The organism is Actinoplanes italicus, from assembly GCF_003001815.1.
GTDB lineage: Bacteria > Actinomycetota > Actinomycetes > Mycobacteriales > Micromonosporaceae > Actinoplanes > Actinoplanes italicus.
Genome location: NZ_PVMZ01000011.1, coordinates 125,506 through 147,939, shown reverse-complemented (window position 1 = coordinate 147,939; position 22,434 = coordinate 125,506). Strand labels below are relative to the sequence as shown.

The following is a 22,434-nucleotide window of genomic DNA, read 5'->3' as shown; positions in this document are numbered from 1 at the left end:
GGATGTAAGGCGGTTTTGCTGAACAGCCCGCAGACCCGCAAAAAGAACCGCCGCGGTGGCCCTGAGGCCGCCACGGCGGTTGACGTGCGTCTACGTGCGGTTATCCCGAAGGACGTGCGGTTATCCGGAAACGGCCACGTAGCGGTAGCCCAGCCGGCGCATCCGGTCGGCGTCGAGCACGTGCCGCCCGTCCAGCAGGATCGGGGTGCGCATCAGGCCGACGAACTTCGCCCAGTCCAGCTCGAGGTACTGCGCCCACTCGGTGACCAGCACGACCGCGTCGCAGTCGGCGAACACGTCGTCGATGGTCTCGCTGAGGTACGCCGACAGCTCCGGCTGCTCGACGCGGAAGCGGCTGGTCGCCACCGGGTCGTGCAGCTTCACGCGGGCGCCCCGGGCGAGCAGCGAGTTGGCGATGTCCAGCGCCGGCGCGTCACGCAGGTCGTCGGTGTTCGGCTTGAACGCCAGGCCGAGCAGGCCGATCTTGCGACCCTTGAGGATCCGCAGCTCGTCCTGCAGCCGCTCGACGGCGATGGCCCGCTGCCGGCTGTTGACCTCGCGGGCGGCCTTCACGATCGGCATGTCGAGGTTGTACTCGGAGGCGGTGGCGATCAGCGCCTTGGTGTCCTTGCCGAAGCAGGAGCCGCCCCAGCCCACGCCCGGCTGCAGGAACCGCGAGCCGATCCGCTGGTCCAGGCCCATGCCGCGGGCGACCTCGGTGATGTCGGCGCCCACCTTGGCGGCGAGCTGACCGATCTCGTTCGCGTAGCTGATCTTCAGGGCCAGGAACGCGTTGGCCGCGTACTTGATCAGCTCGGCGGAGGCCAGGTCGGTGGAGACCAGCGGGACGGCACTGGCGTCCTCGGGCCGCGGCAGGAAGCTCGGCGGCGTGAAGGTCTGGTTGATGATCGGCCGGTAGAGGCGGTTGAGCACCTCGAGGCTGCGCGCGTTGTCCGAGCCGATGACGATCCGGTCCGGGTAGAGGGTGTCGGCGATGGCGTTGCCCTCACGCAGGAACTCCGGGTTCGACGCGACGGCGAACTCGACGCCCCCGGGCCGGTCCTCGCGCTGCTCGAACGAGTCGCGCAGGATGGCGTCGACCCAGTTGCCGCTGCCGATCGGCACGGTGGACTTGTTGACCACCACGGTGAAGTCGTGGTTCAGGCTCTGCGCGACGAGCTCGGCGGCACGGCGGAGGTAGCGGAGGTCGGGGCTGCCGTCCTCGGCCGACGGGGTCTGCACCGCCACGAACACCACGTCGGCGCCGGGAACGGCCTCCTCGTAGGAGGTGGTGAAGGTGAGGTTCTGCGCCGCCTCGGCGAGCAGGTCCTCCATCCCGGGTTCGTAGATCGGACACTTGCCGCCGCGCAGCATGTCGACCTTCGCCTGGTCGAGGTCGACACAGGTCACCTCATGGCCGAGGAAGGCCAGGCTGACGCCCGTGGTCAGGCCGACGTAGCCGGTACCGATAACGCAAACCTTCATGCAATCTCCTCCACCGCTATGCCGTACCCGCGGTTACGCCACGTATTCGTCACGTGGCCCAACCGGCCTCTCGCCGGGCCGGCCGGCCGGCGCCTCGGATGGTGCCGACCTGCGTGTTCCGGCCGAATGATACACAGCCCTTCCAGCGGTCAAATGTCACTGAATGTCGACTTCGTTCTGCTGGGGTGAACGGCCGGCTCGTCATCACCGAGAAGTTTCCGGCTCTTGACACGAAGATGACAGCGACCGACGCTTCTGGGAGCGCTCCCACTCATGCACTTCGATGAGACGCGCCTTAGCGAGGTGCATTTCAATGGAAAGGGTCATCCCCCGATGCGAAGGTCCCCCGGCGGCATAGTCGTCGCCGCCCTCGTGCTCGCGGCGACCGCAGTGGTCGTCGCCTCCGGCCCGAACCTGGCAGCAGCCGCCCCCGCAGAGCCCTACACCTGGAAGAACGTCCGGATCGACGGCGGCGGCTTCGTGCCCGGCGTCGTCTTCAACCCCGGCGAGAAGGACCTCATCTACGCACGCACCGACATCGGCGGCGCCTACCGCTGGAGCCAGTCGACCCAGAGCTGGACCCCGTTGCTGGACTGGGTCGGGCAGGACGACTGGGGTCACAACGGTGTCCTCAGCATTGCGGCCGACCCGGTCGACACCGCCCGCGTCTACGCCGCGGTCGGCATGTACACGAACAGCTGGGACCCCAGCAACGGGGCGATCCTGCGCTCCACGGACAAGGGAAACACCTGGTCACGGACCATGCTGCCGTTCAAGGTCGGCGGCAACATGCCCGGTCGCGGCATGGGGGAGCGGCTCGCCGTGGACCCCCGCAACAACCGGAACGTCTATTTCGCCGCCGAGGGCGGAAACGGGCTCTGGCGCAGCACCGACTACGGCGCCACGTGGGGAAAAGTAGCCAACTTCCCGAACGTCGGTAACTACGTCGCCGACCCCGCCGATCCGAACGGCTATCTGAATCAGAACCAAGGTCTGACATGGGTCACCCTCGACCCGGCGTCACCCGCTGTATATGTCGGAGTGGCCGACAAGGAGAACCCGGTCTACCGCTCGCTGGACTCCGGCGTCACCTGGGAACGGGTCGCCGGCCAGCCGACCGGATATCTCGCGCACAAGGGTGTCATCCAGGGCAAATACCTCTTCATCGCGACCAGTGACACCGGTGGCCCGTACGACGGCGCCGCCGGGCAGGTCGCCCGCCTGGACACCACCACCGGCGTCTGGACCGACATCTCGCCCACCCCGGTCGCCGACCGCTACTACGGCTACTCCGGCCTGACCGTGGACGCCAAGAAGCCCGGCACCCTCATGGTGGCCACCCAGATCTCCTGGTGGCCGGACGCGATCTTCTTCCGGTCCACCGACTACGGCGCCACCTGGACCCGCGCCTGGGACTGGAACGGCTACCCCAGCCGTACCAAGCGCTACACCATGGACATCTCGGCGAACCCGTGGCTGGACTTCAACAGCACCGCCCAGGCGCCCGAGGAGAGCCCGAAGCTCGGCTGGATGAACGAGTCCCTCGCGATCGACCCGTTCGACTCCAACCGCCTGCTCTACGGCACCGGCGCCACCCTCTACGGCACCACCAACCTCACCAACTGGGACAGCAACACCACCTTCACGATCAAGCCGATGGCCAAGGGCATCGAGGAGACGGCGGTCCAGGACCTGGCCAGCCCGCCGACCGGTGCTCCGCTGGTCAGCGCGCTCTACGACGTCGGCGGCTTCCACCACGCCGACCTCGACACGGTGCAGGCGAACTTCCACGACACCCCGGCACTGGGCAGCAACACGGGCCTCGACTTCGCCGAGCTCAGCCCGTCGTTCTTCGTGCGGGTCGGCAATGCGGACGCGGCACCGCACATCGGCGTCTCCAACGACGGCGGCAAGAGCTGGTACCAGGGTCAGGAGCCGTCCGGGGTCACCGGCGGCGGCACGGTCGCGGTCGGCGCCGACGCCAACGCGGTGGTCTGGTCGCCGGTCGGCGTCGGCGTGCACTACTCGACCACCCGGGGCAGCACGTGGAGCGCGTCCACCGGCATCCCGGCCGGCGCCAAGGTCGAGAGCGACAGGGTCAACCCCAAGACCTTCTATGGGTACGCCGCCGGCAAGTTCTACACCAGCACGGACGGCGGCGCGACGTTCACCGCTTCGACAGCGGCCATGCCCACGGAGGGCCGGGTCAATCTGAAGGCCGTCCCCGGTGTCGCCGGCGAGGTGTGGCTGGCCGGCAAGACCGGGCTGCTGCGCTCCACGAACTCGGGGCAGTCGTTCACCACGGTCGGCGGCGGTGTGTCCGAGAGCGTCAACGTGGCGTTCGGCAAGGCGGCCCCCGGTGCCACGCGTCCGGCGGTGTTCCTCGTCGGCACGGTCGACGGCGTCGACGGGGTGTTCCGATCCGACAACAGTGGGGCCTACTGGGTCAGGATCAACGACGACAAGCATCAGTACGGCAACGCGGGTGACGCCCTTGCCGGTGACCCGCGTGTCTACGGCCGGGTCTACCTGGGCACCAACGGCCGGGGCATCCTCTACGCCGACCGGCTCGGTGGCCCCACCACCCCGACGCCGTCGGTCTCCGCGTCGTCGGCCGGCCCGTCCCCGTCCGCCTCGGTGTCGACGTCCGTCTCGCCGTCGGCCTCGGTCCAGCCCTCGATCTCGGTCCAGCCGTCCACCTCGGTCCAGCCGTCCAACTCGCCCAGCACGTCCACCGGCTGTTCCGCCACGTACAAGGTGACCGGGCAGTGGACCGGCGGCTTCCAGGGCGAGGTCACCGTCAAGAACAACGGCACGGCGGCGACCACCGGCTGGAAGGTCGGCTGGACCTACACCGCCGGGCAGACCGTCAACCAGGCCTGGGGCGGCACCGCCACCCAGTCCGGCAGCGCCGTCAGCGTCGTGAACGCCGGCTACAACGGCGCCCTCTCGTCCGGGGCATCCACCACCTTCGGATTCCTCGGCAGTTCCACCGGCACCACGAATCCCGTTCCGTCCCCGATCACCTGCTCCACCACCCCGTAGGCCGGATGTCGTGGCGCCGGCTCCAGCCGGCGCCACCACCTCCGGCGGAGAGGAACATCGCTGTGACCCCATCCCCCGAAAGATCCGGATCACCGAGAACCGGCGGAAGACTCCGACGGAAAGTGGCCCTCACCGGCGTCGCCGTTCTCGGCGCCGGTGCGGTCCTCGCGGCCGGTGCCCCGGCCTATGCCGCGGCCGGCTGCACCGTCGTCTACAAGGTGCAGAGCCAGTGGCCCGGCGGCTTCACCGGCGACATTCAGATCAAGAACACCGGTGACCCGCTGACCAGCTGGAAACTGGAGTTCGACTTCCCCGACGCGGCCCAGAAGGCGGTGCAGGGCTGGAGTGGCGTCTACAGCCAGTCCGGTCAGCACGTCACCGTCAACAACGCCGGCTGGAACGGCAACCTCGGCACCAACGCGACCGTGGGGACCGGCTTCAACGGCACCTTCGGCTCGGCCAACCCGGTGCCGACCGCGTTCACCCTGAACGGGACCGCCTGCAACCAGACGGCGAACGCGCCGACCGTGGCGATCACCAGCCCGGCCGCCAACACCCGCTACACCGCGCCCGCGTCGATCCCGATCGCGGCCACGGCCACGGCGGCGAGCGGCCAGACCATCAGCAAGGTCGAGTTCTACCACGACGGCCTGCTGCTGGGCACCGACACGGCCGCCCCGTACACGTACAGCTGGGACGGGGTTCCGGCGCAGAGCGCCGCCTACCGCGTACAGGCCATCGCGTACGACAACGCCGGCACCAAGAGCAACACGGCCGACGTTCCGGTCTTCGTCGACGCGGCGACCACCCCGGCGATCGTCGCCGACGCCACGTCACTGGCCATCAACCCCGGAGCCAGCGGGGCGTTCAAGCTCGCGCTGAGCAAGGCGCCGACCGCGAACGTCACCGTGGCCGTGGCCCGCAGCGCCGGATCCACGGCGGTCACCGTGACCCCGGCGACGCTCACCTTCACCCCGTCGAACTGGAGCACCGGCCAGTCCGTCACGGTGGCGGCCTCGTCCTCGGCGGCGATCGGGGCCACCGCGACGATCTCGGCCACCTCGACCGGCTACACGGCGGCCCAGCTGGGCGTCACGGTCACCGAACCGGGCTCGGTGGACACCCGTTTCACGCAGCTCTACAACGACCTGAAGAACCCGGCCAACGGCTACTTCAGCCCGGAGGGCGTGCCCTACCACTCGATCGAGACACTGATCGACGAGGCGCCCGACCACGGTCACGAGACCACCAGCGAGGCGTTCTCGTACTGGCTGTGGCTCGAGGCGGCGCACTCCCGGATCAGCGGTGACTGGGCGCCGTTCAACAGCGCCTGGGCGACGATGGAGAAGTACATCATCCCGTCGCACGCCGACCAGCCGACCAACACCAACTACAACCCGGCCAAGCCGGCGACGTACGCGGCCGAGTACCCGCTGCCGTCGCAGTACCCGTCCCAGCTCGACACCGGTGTGTCGGTCGGCACCGACCCGCTCGCCAACGAGCTGAAGACGGCGTACGGCACCTCCGACATCTACGGCATGCACTGGCTGCTGGACGTCGACAACGTGTACGGCTTCGGTCACTGCGGTGACGGCACCACGCGCGTCGCGTACATCAACACGTTCCAGCGCGGCCCGCAGGAGTCGACCTTCGAGACCGTGCCGCAGCCGTCCTGCGACACGTTCGCGCACGGCGGCCCGAACGGTTACCTGGACCTGTTCACCAAGGACGCGTCCTACGCCAAGCAGTGGAAGTACACCAACGCCCCGGACGCGGACGCACGCGCCGTGCAGGTCGCCTACTGGGCGCTGCAGTGGGCCACCGAGCAGGGCAAGGCGTCGCAGATCTCCACCACCGTCGCCAACGCCGCCAAGATGGGCGACTACCTGCGGTACTCCTTCTACGACAAGTACTTCAAGCAGCCCGGCTGCGGGTCCACCTCGTGCCCGGCCGGCACCGGCAAGAACGCCTCCAACAACCTGATGTCGTGGTACTACGCCTGGGGCGGGGCCTACGACACCAGCGCCGGCTGGGCGTGGCGCATCGGCTCCAGCGTCAGCCACTTCGGATACCAGAACCCGATGGCCGCGTACATCATGTCCAACGTCAGCGCCTTCAACCCGAAGTCGCCGACCGCGAAGGCCGACTGGCAGGCCAGCCTCGACCGGCAGCTGGAGTTCTACCAGTGGCTGCAATCGTCCGAGGGTGCCATCGCCGGCGGTGCGACCAACAGCTGGAACGGCAACTACTCGGCCCGGCCGACGAACGTCCCGCAGTTCTACGGCCTGTCCTACGTCGAGGCCCCGGTCTACGAGGACCCGCCGTCCAACCGCTGGTTCGGCATGCAGACCTGGTCGCTGGAGCGGCTCGCCGAGCTGTACTACGTGACCGGCAACGCCAAGGCCAAGGCGGTGCTCGACAAGTGGGTGCCGTGGGCGCTGGCCAACACCACGATCGGCACGAACACCTTCGCCATCCCGTCCGACCTGCAGTGGTCGGGCGCGCCGGCCACCTGGAACCCGTCCAGCCCGGCTGCCAACACCAACCTGCACGTGACCGTCCTCAACCACAGCCAGGACCTCGGTGTGGCCGGCTCGTACGCCAAGCTGCTCACCTTCTACGCCGCCAAGTCCGGTAACGCGCAGGCCAAGGCTGCGGCCAAGGGGCTGCTCGACGCGATCTGGGCGTTCAAGGACAGCAAGGGCGTGTCGAGCACCGAGACCCGCGCCGACTACAACCGGATGGACGACGTCTACAACGCCTCCACCGGTCAGGGCATCTACATTCCGCCGGGCTGGACCGGCGAGATGCCGAACGGCGACGTCATCAAGCCGGGTGTCTCGTTCCTGGACATCCGCAGCTTCTACCGCAACGACCCGGACTTCCCGAAGCTCGACGCCTATCTGAAGGGCGGCCCGGCGCCGTCGTTCAACTACCACCGGTTCTGGGCGCAGGTCGACGTCGCCACCGGCTACGCCGAATACGCCCGCCTCTTCCCCCAAGGGTGACGATGAAAATCTTCCGTATGGCCGCGGTGGTCCTGTTCGCCGCCGCGGCCGGGCTCCTGGCCTCGCCCAGCAGCCCAGCCCAGGCCCACGGCGCCATTCAGGTGCCCGGCAGCCGCACCTGGTTCTGTTACCAGGACGGCCGTAACCCGCAGAGCGGAGCGATCGAGCCGAAGAACGCGGCCTGCGCCGCGGCGGTCGCGCAGAGCGGGGTCACCTCGCTGTACAACTGGTTCGCCGTGCTCCGCTCGGACGGCGCCGGGCGGGTCAACGGGTTCATCCCGGACGGCCAGCTGTGCAGCGGCGGAACCGGTGGCCCGTACAACTTCACCGGTTTCAACCTGGCCCGCAACGACTGGCCGACCACCCACCTGACGGCCGGTGCGAGCGTCCAGTTCAAGTACAACAACTGGGCCAAGCACCCCGGCACGTTCTCCCTCTACATCACCAAGGACGGCTACAACCCGAGCAAGCCGCTCGCCTGGAGCGATCTCGAGCCGACGCCGTTCGACCAGGTGACCAACCCGCCCGCGAACGGCGGACCGGGCACCGACGACGGTCACTACTACTGGAACGGCCGCCTGCCGGCGAACAAGACCGGCAAGCACCTGATCTACTCGGTCTGGTCGCGCTCGGACAGCACGGAGACGTTCTACGGCTGCTCGGACGTGGTCTTCGACGGCGGTAACGGCGAGGTCACCGGCATCGGCGGCGGGGGCACCAGCCCGTCGCCCAGCAACCCCGGTCCCAGCCCGTCGAACCCGGGTCCCAGCCCGTCCAACCCGGGTCCGAGCCCGTCCAACCCCGGCCCTTCGAACCCGGCCGGTGGCTGCACGGCGATGTACAGCGTCAAGTCGACGTGGACCGGTGGCTTCCAGGGTGAGGTCATGGTGCACGCCGGATCGACCGCGGTGAACGGCTGGAACATCTCCTGGACCTGGCCCGGGAGCCAGCAGCTCGCCCAGGTCTGGAGCGCGAAGGGCACCAGTTCCGGATCACTGGTGTCGGTGACGAACGAGTCGTGGAACTCCACGGTCGCGGCCAACGGCTCCGTCACGTTCGGGTTCCTCGCCTCCGGATCGGCGGCAGCGCAGGTCGGCAACCTGACCTGTACCACAGGGTGACCCTGTGAGCTGACCCTGTGCGCTGACCCTGTGAGCTGACGCTCGGATGACGGCTCCCCCGGCGATGTGACCGATGTCGCCCGCCGGGGGAGTCCGTTCGTCGGAGGCCGGCTTGACTCAGAACCGACGGTCTACGTACGTTAGCCGCATAACCACGAAAAGCTCTCTTGTCGGCCAATTAGGTGCAGAAGGCTCCGCCGCCCTCCCGGGCGCCGCCTTCCGGGGCACCGCAGTTCCGCGTGCCCTGACGCGCCGCGGCCTGATGCTGGCCGCAACGGGCGCCGCCGTCGTGATGGGCACCCCCGGCAAGGCCGGTCACGGCGACCCGATCCACCGGCTGCCGGTGCGGGTCGGCACCTGGGCGGCCGCCCCGACCGCGGTCCCGGCCGGGAAGGTGCTCACCCTCGCCGGGCAGACGGTCCGGCAGGTCGTGCACACCAGCGTCGGTGGTGATCTTCCCAGAGTCACGCTCTCCAATGCCTACGGGGCCGAGCCGGTACGCATCGGTGCCGCCTCGATCGCCGTCCGCTCCGGCACCGGCGCGTCCACCGAGACGGTGCCCGGACAGCGCCGGCCGCTCACCTTCGACGGCGCCACCGAGGTCCTCCTTGCTCCCGGCCAGACCGCCACCAGCGACCACGCCGACCTGATCGTCGAGCCCGGCGCCGACCTGGTGATCAGCCTCTACCTGCCGGACGCCACCCCGGCCGGCACCATCAGCCCGCGGTCCAAGCAGACCAACCTGGTCGTGAACGGGGACGCCACCGCTGTCGACCGGCCCGGCGCCGGCCGGCGGATCACCCGCTACCTGTGGTTGTCCGGTGTGAGCGTGCGTACCGTGCGCAACGCCTCCGCGATCGTCGCGCTCGGCGACTCGATCACGTGCGGCACCGAGACCACCGACAACACCAACCACCGCTGGCCGGACCTGCTCTCCGCCCGGCTGCGGGCCGGAGACAAACCCCGCCCGCGCGGCGTGCTCAACGCCGGTCTCAGCGGCAACCGGCTCCTTTTCGGGTACGAGGACCCGACCGGCCGTGCCCACGAGAAGGCGCTGATCGGGGCGGCGACGCTGCGTCGTTTCGACCGGGACGTGCTCGCCCATCCCGGCGTGCGGTACGTGGTCACCCTGATCGGCGTGAACGACCTGGCCAACGCCCCGGACCTGACCGCGGCCCAGCTGATCGCCGGTCACCGCCAGCTGATCTCCCGGGCGCGGGGCGCGGGCCTCAGCGTCTACGGCGGCACGCTGCTGCCGTTCGGTGGCGCCGCGCACCGCTACAACAACGCGCCCAACCGGGCCAAACGCCAGGAGATCAACGACTGGATCCGGGGGAGCGGCGAATACGACGCGGTGATCGACTTCGACGCCGCGGTCCGCGATGTGGCGGCTCCCACCCGGTTGGACGTCCGTTACGACAGTGGTGACGGCCTGCATCCCAACGATGTCGGTACGGCGGCGCTGGCCATGGCTGTACCGCTGGAGCTCTTCGGCTGAGCGCCTGGGGATGTAGAGGTGGGGATATAGAGGCGGGGACGTCGCTGCCCCCGCACGCCGCCCCCGTACACGCCCACGATCCCCCGTGCTCCGTGGACGCCGGGTCATGGTGCCGACACGTGTTTGCATATTGCTTGCACATGGGCAATGGTTCTAAATCCTGGGTTCCAGATCTTTGCCTGCACGAACCCGCCCAGAACGATGGTTTCTTGCACGATGGTGTCTTGCAGGATGGTGTTTTGCAGGACGGTGTCTTGCAGAACGGTGTCTTGCAGGACGGTGTCTTGCTCAAACGGGGGAACGGAACAACGATGCGGTGGCGCCTGCTCGGCCCGATGGAGCTGACCGGTGACGAGGGTCAAGACCCTGAACCCGTCGCTCTGGGGCCCGGCAAGCAGCGCTGTCTACTCGCATCACTGCTGCTCACGCCGGGTCAGGTGGTGCCGGCCGGCACCCTGATCGACCGGATCTGGGGCGACGCGCCGCCCCGCTCGACCACTCCGCTCGCGCCGTACGCCACCCGCCTGCGCCGTGTCCTCGACCCGATCCTCGGGCCGGGCAGCCTGCGGTACACCTCCGGTGGCTACCTGATCGACTGCGACCCGGACTCCGTCGATCTGCACCGGGCCCGCCGCCGGGTGATCGAGGCCCGCGCCGCCGAGGAGGCCGGAGACGACGAGCGGGCCACCGCACTGCTGCTTGCCGCGCTGGGGGACTGGGGCGACGAGGCGCTCGCCGGGGTGCCCGGAGCCTGGGCCGGGCGGGTCCGGGACGATCTGGCCCGCGAGCGCCTCGACGTGCTGGCCCGGTACGGCCGGTGCGCCCTGCGCCTGGGTCGCGCCGAGGAGGTCGCCGACCGGCTCGGTCCCGCCGCCGCCGAGCACCCCACCGTCGAGAGCCTGGTCGCGGTGCTGATGAACGCGCTCGTGGAGGCGGGGAGGCAGGCGCAGGCGCTGGAGATGTTCGCCCGTACCCGCAATGCCATCGTCGAGCGGCTCGGCAGCGAACCCGGCCCCGAGCTGGCCGACCTGCACACCAGCATCCTGCGCGGTGACGCCGGGCCGTCCGCAACCGTCCGGCCGCGCCCCGGCGTGCCCGCCCAGCTGCCCGCCGACGCCCTCGCGTTCACCGGCCGGCGTGCCGAGCTGGCCGAACTCGACCGCGCGCTGACCGGTCCGTCAGCGGGCGGCGTACGGCTTGTCGTGGTGTCGGGTCCGCCCGGGGCTGGGAAGTCGGCGCTGGCCGTTCACTGGGGTCACCGGACGACCCATCGCTTCCCGGACGGGCAGCTCTACCTGAATCTGCGCGGTTTCCAGTCCCGGCACGGTTTCCAGTCCCGGCACGGTTCGCAGTCCCGGCACGGTTCGCAGTCCTGGGACGGTTCGCAGTCGAGGCACGGCTCTCAGCCGGGTGTCGGCGGCGATGACGACGTGATGACGCCCGAGGAGGCGGCCCGCAACCTGCTCGTCGCGCTCGCGCCGGGTCACCCGGTCCCGGCCGGCCTCGATGCCCGCACCGGCCTGCTGCGCAGCCTCCTCGCCGGTCGCCGGCTGCTGCTGGTCCTCGACAACGCCCGCGACGCCGCGCACGTGCGGCCGCTGCTGCCCGGTACCGGTGACTGCGCGGTCGTGGTCACCAGTCGCGACCGGCTCGCCGGCCTGGTCGCCTCGCACGGCGCGCTGCCCGTGCGGGTCGACGCGCTCGATCCGGGCCAGGCCGGGGAACTGCTCGCGGCCCGGCTCGGCGCGGCCCGGCTCGCCGCCGAGCCGTGCATCGTCGCGACGCTGGCGGCCGCCACCGCCGGACTGCCGCTGGCGCTGGTCACGGTGGCCGCGCGGGCCGCGATCCGGGCCGGGCAGCCGCTCGCCGAACTGGCCGCCGAACTCGCCGCGACCCGCCTGGACGGCTCGCGGCTCGCGGGGCTGACCGGCACCGATGCCGACAGCGAGCCTGGTATTGGGGCACAGGGCGACACCGGCGCCGACGCCGAGACTGATCCGCGGACCGTGTTCTCGTGGTCGTACCAGGCGCTGGCCCCGGCCGCGGCCCGGCTGTTCCGTCTCTTCGGCGCGAGCTTCGGGCCCGACCTGTCGGCTGCCGCGGCGGTCTCCCTGGCCGGCCGTCCCGCCGCCGAGACGAGCGCCGCCCTGGCCGAACTACTGGCGGCCAGCCTGATCAGTGAGCATCGGCCGGGACGTTTCGTGATGCATGATCTGCTCCGGGCGTACGCCCAGGATCTTCTGCCGGAGGCCGAACGCGACCCGGCTGCCCGCCGCATGCTGGACCACCTGCTGCACACCGGGCACGCCGCGGCGCTGGAGGTCGATCCGCAGCGGGAGCCACTGGCGCTCGCGGAGCCCGCGGCGGGTGTGGAACCCGAGCCGATCCGCGGCGAGACCGTGGCGCTGGACTGGTTCGCCGCCGAGCACGCCGCCCTGATGGCCGCGATCCGGTACGTCCGCGATCTGAGCGAGCGGGACACGGGTGAGCAGGGCACGGGTGAGCACGATTCGGGGGATCACGGCTGGACTGGGGATCACGGCTGGCAGCTGCCCTGGGTGGTGATCGACTTCCTGGATCGGCAGGGTCACTGGGACGACTGGATAACCGTCGAGACGATCGCCGTGGCCGCCGCCCACCAGCGTGGCGAGATCCGCGCCGAGGCGTCCGCGCATCGCGTACTGGCCCGCGGCTACGTCCAGGTCGGCCGCTTCGCCGAGGCCGAACCGCACTACGCCGAGGCGGAACGGCTCTACGAGCTGGCCGGTGACCTGCTCGGTCAGGCGCACACCCTGTTCAGCATCAGCTGGATGCGCGACCAGCAGGGGCGCGACGACGAGTGCCTGCTGCTCACCGGCCAGGCCCTCGAGCTGTACCGCAAGGCCGGCAACCGGGTCGGCGAGGCGCGGGCGCTCAGTGCGCTCGGATGGACCCTCGGCAGGCAGGGCCACCACGACCTCACGCTGCGGCACTGCGAAGAGGCCCTCGAACTGCATCAGGAGCTAGGCGATCGGTACGGCGAAGCGGCCTCCTGGGACAGCGTCGGCTGGGCGCACCACCACCTCGGCGACCACGAGCGGGCGGTGGACGCCTACCGGCGGGCGCTCGACCTGTACCGGGCGGCCGGTGACCTGCTCAACGAGGCCGAGATCCGTGAACACCTCGGCGACGCCTACGCCGCGGCCGACGCCCCGGCCTCCGCGGCCCTGCAGTGGCGGCAGGCGCTCGCCCTGCTCGAGAAGCTCGATCATCCCGGGGCCGCGACCCTGCGAGTCAAGCTGCGTCCCCTCACGTCGGCCCCTCTCGCGCCGGCCCCTCTCACGCCGGCCCCTCTCGCGCCGGCCCCTCTCGCGCCGGGCTCTCTCATGCCGGGCTCGAGCTGAACCTCTCCGGGTCGCCGGCGCCCACGCGCAAAATCTCGGGTTCGCCCTCGGACAGGTCGATGACCGTGGTGGGTTCAGTGCCGCAGTCACCGGAGTCGACGACCGCGTCGATCGCGTGGTCGAGCATCTCCTTGATCTCCCAGCCCTGCGTCATGGGCTCCGGCTCGCCCGGCAGCAGCAGCGTGCTGGAGACCAGCGGCTCACCGAGTTCGGCGAGGATCGCCTGTGCTGTCGTGTGCGCGGTTATCCGTACGCCCACCGTCTTCTTCTTGGGGTGAAGCAGACGCCTCGGCACCTCCTTCGTGGCCGGGAGGATGAACGTGTAGGGGCCCGGTGTGGACGCCTTCACCGCCCGGAACAGCGCGTTGTTGATCGTCACGAACTGGCCCAGCTGAGCGAAGTCATGACACATCAGGGTGAAGTGGTGCCTGTCGTCGAGGTGACGGATCGCCCGGATCCGGTCGAGCGCGTCCTTGCTGCCCATCCGGCATCCGAGCGCGAAACACGAGTCGGTCGGATAGGCGATCAGCCCGTCGGAGCGGATGAGGTCGACGATCTGATGGATGCTGCGCGCCTGCGGATTGTCCGGGTGCACGTCGAAGTACTTGGCCACTCGTCGCAGCCTAACTTGTCGCAGCCTTAGGCTTCCGTGATGGCGAACGTTCACCGCCCGGCGGTACGCGTGATCTGTTTCGACGCCGACGGGCGTGTCCTGCTCATGAACTGGGAGGATCCGGTCTCCGGCGCACGCCTGTGGGAGCCGCCCGGCGGCGGCATCGACCCGGGGGAGACGCCGCTGCAGGCGGCGCGGCGCGAACTCGCCGAGGAGACCGGTCTCGACCCCTCCGCGATCGGCGAGGACTTCATCGACGTCCAGCGCGACACGGTGTGGAAGGGAACCCACTTCGTGGGTCCGGAGCAGTTCTTCACGGCGTCCTTCCCCACCTCACGGCCGGTGGTGATCCGGGAGGGCCTCCTGCCGTACGAGCAGCGCGAACTTCTCACCCACGCCTGGGTCCACCCCGCCGACTTCACCGAGCTGCCCGGCCGCCTCGAACCGCCGGCCCTCGCCGAGATCGTCGCAGGACTGGGCTGAGCTGTTCGCCCGTTTCGCGGTGCCGTTCTCGTTTTCGCGGGGCCGTTCTCGTTTTCGCGGTGCCGTTCTCGTTTTCGCGGTGCCGTGCCCGTCTTCGCGGTGCCGTTTGCATGTCGTCGCGGTGTGACGGCGCTGACAGGGTCCCCTCTGGCGGACTGGAATTGTCGTACGAGTGTTCGAAGATGGGTGGCGTGCCGGAGGTCATGGGAGAGCTCGCCGATCTCGCCGCGCAGGCCGCGGCGCGGTGGTTGGCGCCGTTGTCGCAGGGTGAGCTGCTGGATTTCCTCGACACCGTGCACTCCGCCCAGCAGATGCTCCACGCCGCGCTCCTGCACGCCGTGCGCGAGGCCGATCGCCGTGGCGTGCCGGCCGCCCAGCACGCCCCCTCGCCCCAGTCATGGCTGCGCGGCCGACTGCGGGTCAGTCCTGCAGCCGCCCATCACCTGCTGACGCAGGCCACCGCCATCGACCGTGACCCGGCCCTCGACGCCGCCGTCACCGCCGGAAAGGTCAACGCCGAACAACTCGGGACCATCGTCGCCGCGCTCGCCGAACTGCCGGCCGCCGTCGACCCGGAAACCCGCGCCCGAGCCGGCGCAGTGCTCACCGACTGGGCGCGACACCTCGACCCCGGCGGACTGCGCATCGCCGGCCGCCGCGTCCTTAGCCACGTCGCCCCCGAGGTGGCCGACGCCGAGGAGGAGCGCTGGCTGCGCCGCATGGAGCGCGACGCCCACGCCGACCGCTATCTGACCCTCAGCCCCGCCGGCGGTGGCCGGGTCCGTCTCCGCGGGATGCTCGACACCGAGTCCGCCGCCGTGGTCAATGCCGCCCTCGACCCGCTCTGCAAGCCGGATCCCGCTGAACCAGGCCAGCTGAACGGGGCACCCTCCCGGACAGGTGCGAAACGCACCCTGCACTGCGCCCAACTCACCCCGATCGGTCCGGAGGTCGTTCAGGCCGGTGAGGGGCTAGGTCAGATTGGATCCGTGCTCGCTCAGGCTGGTCCCGGGCTTGCTCAGGCCGGTCTGGAATTCGGTCAGGCTGGCCCTGGATCTTCCCGAGCCCAGCCCGGATCAATCCAGGATGGCACCCGCGCCGCCCAGGCCGGTCCCGCGCCCGCCCAGGCCGGTTCCGCGCCCGCCCAGGCCGGTTCCGCGTTCGCTCAGACGGGTTCAGAGTTCGCACAGGAGGGCCACGAACTCGCCCAGCCCGATCCCGTGCGCGCCCAGGCCGATCCCGTGCGCGCTCAGGCCGATCCCGTGCGCGCTCAGGCCGATCCCGTGCGCGCTCAGGCCGATCCCGTGCGCGCTCAGGCCGATCCCGTGCGCGCTCAGGCCGATCCCGTGCGCGCTCAGGCCGATCCCGTGCGCGCTCAGGCCGATCCCGTGCGCGCTCAGGCCGATCCCGTGCGCGCTCAGGCCGATTCCCTGCGCGCTCAGGCCGATCCCGGGCTCGCGCAGGCGGGGCCCGGATTCTCCCAGGCCGATTCGGCGCTCGCCCAGTCCGGCCCCGAGCTAGCCGGTATCGGTTCCGAGCTGGCAACGGCCGGGAGCGCGGCGCGCACGCCCGGCCAGCGGCGGGCCGACGCGCTCATCGACGTCTGCAGGCTCGCGCTGACCAGCGGCGGCCTGCCGGCCAACGGCGGCGACCGGCCGCAACTCACCGTCACCGTTGGCTACGACCCCCTGCGCGCGAAACTCGGCACCGGCCTGCTCGACAACGGCGAACCCTTGTCCGCTGGGGCGGTCCGCCGGCTCGGTTGTGATGCCCGGGTCCTTCCTGTCGTCCTCGACGGCGACAGCAGGATCCTGGATGCCGGCCGCACTCGCCGCACCGCCACCGGCACCCTGCGCCTTGCTCTGAACGCCCGCGACAGAGGCTGCGCCTTCCCGGGCTGCGACCGCCCACCCCGTTGGTGCGACGCCCACCACATCGTCAGCTGGGCAGACGGCGGCCCCACCGACTTGAGCAACCTCGTGCTGCTCTGCGGCTTCCACCACCGCCTCATCCACGATGACGCCGCGTGGGAGGGCGCCGGTCTCGGAAATGCCGGTCTCGAAAGTGCCGGCCTGACAGGCGCTGGCTCGACGGGTGCTGGTCTGACGGGTGCCGATCGTGAGGGCCCCGGTCGGAAGGCTGCCGGATGGCGGGTTCGCATGGCCGCTGACGGACACGCCGAGTTTCTTCCGCCGGCGTGGCTCGACGCCGATCGCATACCCCGCCGTAACGCCTACCACCTGCGCATATGAGAGCCGACTGGTCGTCGGGAGCCGTGCTATCAGGAGCCGCGCTATCGGGACCCGCGCTATCGGGACATCGTGTGCTGCAGCATCGTCAGGGCCGCGGCGGACGGGGAACCCGGTTCGGCCGTCATCGTGACGAGCGACTGGTTCGGTTGCTGGGGGATGCGTAGCGTCTGCTGGGTGACCGTCAGGCGTCCCACCACGGGGTGGTCCAGCTCGTAGATCTCGCTGTCACACGGCTCGATGCTGTGCTCGGCCCACATCCGGGCGAAGTCGGCGCTCGCGATGGCCAGCTCACCCACCAGCGCAGCCAGACCGGCGTCGCCGGGGTTGCGGGCGGTCATCACCCGCAGGTTGCCGACCGCGGCCCGGGCCTTCTTCGTCCAGTCCTGATAGAGGGCGCGGGTGTGCGCGTCCAGGAACACCAGCCGGGACAGGTTGGGGCCCGCATCCGGGTGCCCTGCGCCGTGCTGGTCGGGCGCGCCGAAGTCCACATGGCCGGCGAGCAGCGCGTGTCCGGCCCTGTTCCAGGCGAGCACGTCGTTGCGGCGGCCGACGACGAGCGCGGGTACCTGCTCCATCGCCGCGAGAAGAGTGCGCAGCTCCGCGGGGACCCGTTCGGGTTCGTACCGTCGCTCGGGCCCGTACCGCCGATCGGCCGTCGCACCCCGCGCCCTGTCGGGCACCCCGCCCGCAGTCCTGGTCGGTGTCGCCGACAGGACGTGCAGGTGATCGCGCTCGGCCGAGGTCAGCCGCATCGCCCGGGCGATCGAGTCGAGCACCTCCGGCGAGGCGTTGAGCGACTGGCCCTGTTCGAGCCGCGTGTAGTACCCGGCACTGACGCCGGCGAGCATGGCCAGTTCCTCCCGCCGCAACCCGGGCACCCGGCGCCGGTCGCCATATCGGGGCAGGCCGACATCGTCCGGGCTGAGCCGCGCCCGCCGGGCCTGCAGGAACTCGCCGAGCGGCGACTTGGTGTCCATGGTTGCCAAGTATGCGGAGACCTCGTCGGCCTTGCCTGCATCTGTCAGGGGTAGGCAGAAGCGGGTCTGGATGCGCCGCGTGCACCCGCCCACGATCGTTCCCATGTCATCCACACCCAGTACCGCCGCTTCCAGTACCGCCGCTTCCCGTACCGCCGCTTCCCGCAGTGCCCAATCCCGCAGTGCCCAATCCCGCCTTGTTCGGCCCGACCATGTCCGGTCCAGCCGGACCTCCTCACGCGGTGTGCTGTCGCGCGGTGTCGTCAAATCTGCGCTGGCCGCCGCTGTGCTCGCCTCAGGTGCTCTCGTCGCCGTGGCCGGCACGGCCGACGCGGCCACGGCGCCGGTGCGGCGTCCGGCCGTCGTCGCGCGGTTCGACCTCGCCGGCGGGCAGATGCCGGAGAACGTCGTGGCCGATCGCTCGGGCAGCGTCGACGTCACCTTCGCCGGTGCCCGGCAGGTGGCTCGGATCGGTCCCGATGGCAGCACCCGCGTGCTGGCGACCCTGCCCGCCCCGGCAGATCCGGCCGCGGTGACGCCTCTGCTCGGTTTCCCCCTCACGACCGGCCTGGTTCGTGAGGGGAACACCTTTTACGTGCTCTACGCGACCGGCTCGACCGAGACCGGCGTGTGGACGTTCACCGAGGGCCGCAGGCCGTACAAGATCGCCGACCTTCCGGCAGACGGTCTGCCCAACGGGATGGCCCGCGACGCGGCGACCGGCACCCTCTATGTAACGGACTCCGCCAAGGGCGTCGTCTACGCGGTGAACCGCAAAGGCCGGGTCACGATCTTCAGCGACGGTCCTGAGCTGACGTCGACCGGCTTCTTCGGCGTCAATGGGGCGCGGATCCGGGACGGGCGTCTCTACGTGTCCAACCTTGATCGGGGCACGATCCTGCGCACCCCGTTGACCGGTCGCCGGGCCGGGGAGTTCACGACGATCGCCACCGGTCTCACCGGCATCGACGACTTCGACTTCACCGGTAGGGGCGAACAGATCCTGGCCGGCCTCGTCACGGAGAACAGAGTCGTGCTGACCGGTGAGGGTGAGGGGGCCCCGGCGAAGACCGTACTCACCGAGGCCGACGGACTCTCCAACCCGACCTCGGTCCTGGTCAGCGGCGGCAACGTCTACGTGACCAGCGCCGCCTACGTCACACAGAAGAATCCGAACCTGCTGGTCGCTCGTCTCGACCGGCACTGAGTGGCGCGTAGCCGGCCTTCGGCACCACTTCCGGTAGGTCCCTTCGAGTGGCAGCCCATCCTCGCCGAGCCGAGCCGAGCCGAGCCGAGCCGAGCCGAGCCGAGCCGAGCCGAGCCGAGCCGAGCCGAGCCGAGCCGAGCCGGCCGAGCCGAGGAGCCGAGCCGAGCCGAGGAGCCGAGCCGGGGCTGCTGCACGGCGCCGGCCTACGCTCCCGGCGAAGACCTGCGCCGCTGCTGGAGAGTGGAGGCCGAGACCTTGTGGGTGACGGCGGCGCGTCCAACGGGATCGAAGGTGACGCCTTCGGCGGTCAGGACCTCTTCGCGATGTGCTGGCCGACGCTGATGGCGGAGACGCCGATGACCTGGGCGAGCTCACCGTAGTTGGTCCACTCGCCCTCCTCGATCGCGGCGATCAGTTGATGCAGGTCCTCCCAGTCGCGGCGGCCGGTACGTCCGTAGGCGAGGGCCGTGAGATCGACGCCGGTCTCCGTCACCCACCACGCGGGCCCCCGGCCTCCGCGGTTCTGGCCGGTCGCCTGTTTGACGATGTGCCGGACCAGGGTCGTCGGGCGCCAGGTGCCGCCGTCACCCTCCCAGCGCAGCGGCCTGTCCGCGGCGCCGGTCCAGGTGGCACGACCGCGAGCCGGTTCGTCGGCCACCCAGGCTTCGATGGCCGCGCGCATGTCCGCCGGGATCTCGGTCGTCGGCTGCAGCATCAGGACGTCGCCGGTGTTCAGCAGACCGCCGTCGACGATGATCCGCACGGTGTTCGCGGCACGGGTCGCCTCGGCGGTCTTCTCCGCGACCGACGAGGCGACCGATGAGGCGCTGCCGGCTTCGGTGGGTGACAACAGCTTCTCGTCGATGCCCGCGACCGGTACATGACGTCGAACCGCACGGCCGTCTGGTGCCCGATCCGCCATGCGTTCACGGTGCGCAGCTCGATCTGCAGGCGGTGGTCACTGACCTCGCAGAGCCAGTCGACCGCGGTGACCACCTGCGGCGGATGGTCCGAGGCGAGCAGGACGATCCGGGGGTTGGCCAGCACCTGAGGATCGAGGTCGCCTTCGACGTGGTCGCGCAGCAGCGCCTCGGCCTCCTCGGCCGACGTCTCACGGCCACGACGGGTCAGGAAGTCAGCGTGCGCCGCGGCCAGGGTACGGACGGTGAACCGGGACACCAGCGCGGCATAGGTCAGTGCCTGCAGATGGATGTCGCGGTCCTGCTCGCGCTTGAGTTCGGCGACGAGAAGCTGCCCGGCGCCGGTCAGGCCCAGCACGTCCAGCCGCTGCCGGGCCGGGGTGCCGGAGCCGGTCGACCAGCGGTCGTACTCGATCGTGATGACGCGGACACCCTCACCGAGGACCTCCGCATGCTCGACCACCCATTCCTGGAGGTCCTCGCGCTCCTTGAGTCCCGCCTCGGCCAGCGATATCCGTGCGGCGGGCGTCGCCTCGGATCCCTGCACGAGGTAGACCAGATCGTTGGGCACGAGGCGCTCCTGAGGTCGGCGCTGGGTGGAGTGACCGCTGGGTGGAGGGACCGCTGGGTGGAGTGAATTTAGCCCAGCGGGGCCAGCCAGGCGGCGGCGTCCGGTGGAAGGAGGGACTCGCTGGTCAGGGTGCCGCTGACCAGGGGGCCGCTGGTCAGCAGGACCTCGCCGGGTGGGAGGGGGACCGGGGTCGTGCCCATGGCCACCACGAGGGTGAGCTCGGGCATCTCCGCAATCAGGCGGTCGTCATCGTCGACGGTCAGGGTCACCGGAGCGTCGGGGGAGAGATTCAGGCTTCGGCGTACGGCGATGGCGTCGCGAGTCAGCGCAAGCGTGGGGGAGGCGAGGTGGGACTTCCAGCCGGACGGGACTGGCAGCCACGGTGGTGCCGCGCCCGGCGGGGAGAAGCCTGTCGGCCAGGGCAGCGGGACACGGCAGCCGTCACGCGAAAAACCCGAGCCGTTGGCCGGGCCGGGCGCGGAGTCTTGGGCCGAGCGGGGCGCGGAGCCGGGTGCCGAGCCGCGGGAGGGGCCGGAACGGTGCCACGCGGGATCCTGGCGGGCGTGTTCGGGCACGTCGGCCTCCGGCAGGCTGTACTCCTGTCCCTGGTAGAGGTAGGCGGCCCCGGGCAGGGCGAGGATCGTCAGCAGGGCGGCGCGGGCACGGTCGGCGTTGCCGTAGCGGGTCGCGGTCCTTATGACGTCGTGGTTCTCGACGACCCAGGTGACGGGACGGTGGGCCAGCAGACGGGTGGCGGTGTCGCGCCAGGCGTGCGCGTTCCACGGGGCGACCAGGAACTGGAAGGCGAACGACTGGTGCAGACGGTCGTCGCCGACGTAGGCGGCGGCCCGGTGCGGGTCGAGGTTGACCTCGCCGATCAGGGCGCGCGGTGGATCGTACCCATCGGTGATCTTGCGCCAGCGCCGGTAGACCTCGAGGGTTTCCGGCTGGTCGCAGGCGTGGGGGTTGCCGCGTAAGCGGCCGGGTTCGGGAATGGTGCCGGGTGGCAGCGACGGCAGGCCAGGTGCCTTGAACAGGCCATGCGCGACATCGATGCGCAGGCCGTCGACGCCGCGGTCGAGCCAGAAGCGCAGCACCTCGTCGAAGAAGGGGGCGGTGCGAGGGTCGCGCCAGTTCCAGTCGGGCTGTTCGGGCGTGTAGAGGTGCAGGTACCAGGACCCGTCGGCGAGCCGGGTCCAGGCCGGGCCGCCGAAGACGCTGGGCCAGTCGTTGGGCGGGCCAGAACCGTCCAGGGGCTCGACGAAGTGGAACCGGGCGCGGGCCGACGGGTCGCCGGCCAGCGCCCGCTGGAAGATCGGGTGCTGGTCGGAGCAGTGGTTGGGCACGATGTCGACGATCACCCGCAGGCCCTGATCGTGGGCCTGGGTCACGAGCGCGTCGAAACCGGCCAGGTCACCGAAGAGCGGGTCGACGTCGGTGTAGTCGCTCACGTCATACCCATGGTCCTTCTGAGGCGAACGCTGGAACGGCGTGAGCCAGATCGCGTCCACGCCGAGCCGGGCGATGTGGCCGAGGCGGGCCGTCAGGCCCGCAAGATCGCCGATGCCGTCACCGTCGCCGTCCGCGAAGGACCGCGGATACACCTGATAGACGACACCCTCGGACCACCACATCGCCCGATTATCGATGACCCGTCAGGGCGGGCGAGCCCCTCAGCGGCCACCTCCTCAGCGGCGGTGACCGCGTCCCTGCAGCCGGGCGAGCAGGCCGCGGAGGCGCTGCTGGTTCTCCGGCTTGGCGAGCTGACGGCGGCCCTGATCGGCGAGCTGCCGGCCGCGCGGACTGGTGAGAAATGCCTGGATGCGCTGCGTGATGGTAGCCATGCCTTTAATGTGCCCAGCCGGGTCGTG

Annotated in this window: 14 protein-coding genes and 2 pseudogenes; 9 read left to right on the top strand and 7 right to left on the bottom strand. The window is 70.4% G+C overall.

Features of this window, described 5'->3' with window-relative positions:
- Positions 1-120: 120 nt before the first annotated feature.
- The gene (locus tag CLV67_RS26280) at positions 121-1,485 is read right to left on the bottom strand and encodes a UDP-glucose dehydrogenase family protein (protein ID WP_106322922.1); all 1,365 of its coding nucleotides are present in this window, start codon (positions 1,483-1,485) and stop codon (positions 121-123) included.
- Between the two features lie 333 nt (positions 1,486-1,818).
- On the opposite strand from CLV67_RS26280, the gene CLV67_RS26275 reads away from it, so the two are divergent.
- From CLV67_RS26275 to CLV67_RS26255, 5 genes are all read left to right on the top strand, one after another.
- The gene (locus CLV67_RS26275; RefSeq protein ID WP_106322920.1) at positions 1,819-4,530 is read left to right on the top strand and encodes a cellulose binding domain-containing protein; all 2,712 of its coding nucleotides are present in this window, start codon (positions 1,819-1,821) and stop codon (positions 4,528-4,530) included.
- A gap of 122 nt (positions 4,531-4,652) precedes the next feature.
- A complete protein-coding gene (locus tag CLV67_RS26270; protein ID WP_239166531.1) occupies positions 4,653-7,538 on the top strand; it encodes a glycoside hydrolase family 48 protein in 2,886 nt (961 codons plus the stop codon).
- 2 nt (positions 7,539-7,540) lie between these two features.
- Positions 7,541-8,659 carry a lytic polysaccharide monooxygenase auxiliary activity family 9 protein gene (locus tag CLV67_RS26265; RefSeq protein WP_106322915.1) on the top strand — a complete coding sequence of 373 codons (1,119 nt, stop codon included), beginning with the start codon at positions 7,541-7,543 and terminating at the stop codon, positions 8,657-8,659.
- 262 nt (positions 8,660-8,921) lie between these two features.
- Complete coding sequence (locus CLV67_RS26260; RefSeq protein ID WP_106322913.1) at positions 8,922-10,157, top strand: SGNH/GDSL hydrolase family protein; 1,236 nt, start codon at positions 8,922-8,924, stop codon at positions 10,155-10,157.
- Positions 10,158-10,468: 311 nt separating this feature from the next.
- The gene (locus CLV67_RS26255) at positions 10,469-13,540 is read left to right on the top strand and encodes an AfsR/SARP family transcriptional regulator (RefSeq protein ID WP_170154000.1); all 3,072 of its coding nucleotides are present in this window, start codon (positions 10,469-10,471) and stop codon (positions 13,538-13,540) included.
- Here the strand turns inward: CLV67_RS26255 and CLV67_RS26250 are convergent.
- Positions 13,521-14,153, bottom strand: a complete 633-nt coding sequence (locus tag CLV67_RS26250) for an L-threonylcarbamoyladenylate synthase (RefSeq protein ID WP_106322908.1) — start codon at positions 14,151-14,153, stop codon at positions 13,521-13,523. The two genes, CLV67_RS26255 and CLV67_RS26250, sit on opposite strands and share 20 nt — an antisense overlap.
- Positions 14,154-14,192: 39 nt before the next feature.
- On the opposite strand from CLV67_RS26250, the gene CLV67_RS26245 reads away from it, so the two are divergent.
- The 3 genes and pseudogenes from CLV67_RS26245 to CLV67_RS54795 all read left to right on the top strand — a co-directional run.
- On the top strand, positions 14,193-14,636 hold the full coding sequence (locus CLV67_RS26245; RefSeq protein ID WP_106322906.1) for an NUDIX hydrolase: 444 nt from the start codon (positions 14,193-14,195) through the stop codon (positions 14,634-14,636).
- Positions 14,637-14,746: 110 nt separating this feature from the next.
- Positions 14,747-15,493, top strand: a pseudogene (locus CLV67_RS54800) (DUF222 domain-containing protein); the annotation flags it as partial.
- Between the two features lie 663 nt (positions 15,494-16,156).
- A pseudogene (locus CLV67_RS54795) lies at positions 16,157-16,888 on the top strand (HNH endonuclease signature motif containing protein); the annotation flags it as partial.
- Between the two features lie 56 nt (positions 16,889-16,944).
- On the opposite strand, the gene CLV67_RS26235 reads toward CLV67_RS54795, so the two are convergent.
- Positions 16,945-17,865 (bottom strand): helix-turn-helix domain-containing protein, encoded by a 921-nt coding sequence (locus tag CLV67_RS26235; RefSeq protein ID WP_106322904.1) that lies wholly within the window; start codon positions 17,863-17,865, stop codon positions 16,945-16,947.
- Between the two features lie 244 nt (positions 17,866-18,109).
- On the opposite strand from CLV67_RS26235, the gene CLV67_RS26225 reads away from it, so the two are divergent.
- Complete coding sequence (locus CLV67_RS26225) at positions 18,110-19,072, top strand: hypothetical protein (RefSeq protein WP_203737294.1); 963 nt, start codon at positions 18,110-18,112, stop codon at positions 19,070-19,072.
- A gap of 307 nt (positions 19,073-19,379) precedes the next feature.
- Here CLV67_RS26225 and CLV67_RS26220 read toward each other — a convergent pair whose 3' ends face one another.
- The 4 genes from CLV67_RS26220 to CLV67_RS52050 form a co-directional block, all read right to left on the bottom strand.
- A complete protein-coding gene (locus CLV67_RS26220) occupies positions 19,380-19,835 on the bottom strand; it encodes a hypothetical protein (protein ID WP_106322902.1) in 456 nt (151 codons plus the stop codon).
- Positions 19,805-20,563: a PDDEXK family nuclease gene (locus tag CLV67_RS26215; RefSeq protein WP_106322900.1), complete on the bottom strand. Its 759-nt coding sequence runs from the start codon at positions 20,561-20,563 to the stop codon at positions 19,805-19,807. Before CLV67_RS26215 ends, CLV67_RS26220 begins: the two co-directional genes overlap by 31 nt.
- A gap of 68 nt (positions 20,564-20,631) precedes the next feature.
- Positions 20,632-22,197 carry an alpha-amylase family glycosyl hydrolase gene (locus tag CLV67_RS26210; RefSeq protein WP_106322898.1) on the bottom strand — a complete coding sequence of 522 codons (1,566 nt, stop codon included), beginning with the start codon at positions 22,195-22,197 and terminating at the stop codon, positions 20,632-20,634.
- Positions 22,198-22,251: 54 nt separating this feature from the next.
- On the bottom strand, positions 22,252-22,407 hold the full coding sequence (locus tag CLV67_RS52050) for a hypothetical protein (protein ID WP_170153999.1): 156 nt from the start codon (positions 22,405-22,407) through the stop codon (positions 22,252-22,254).
- Between the last annotated feature and the right edge of the window lie 27 nt (positions 22,408-22,434).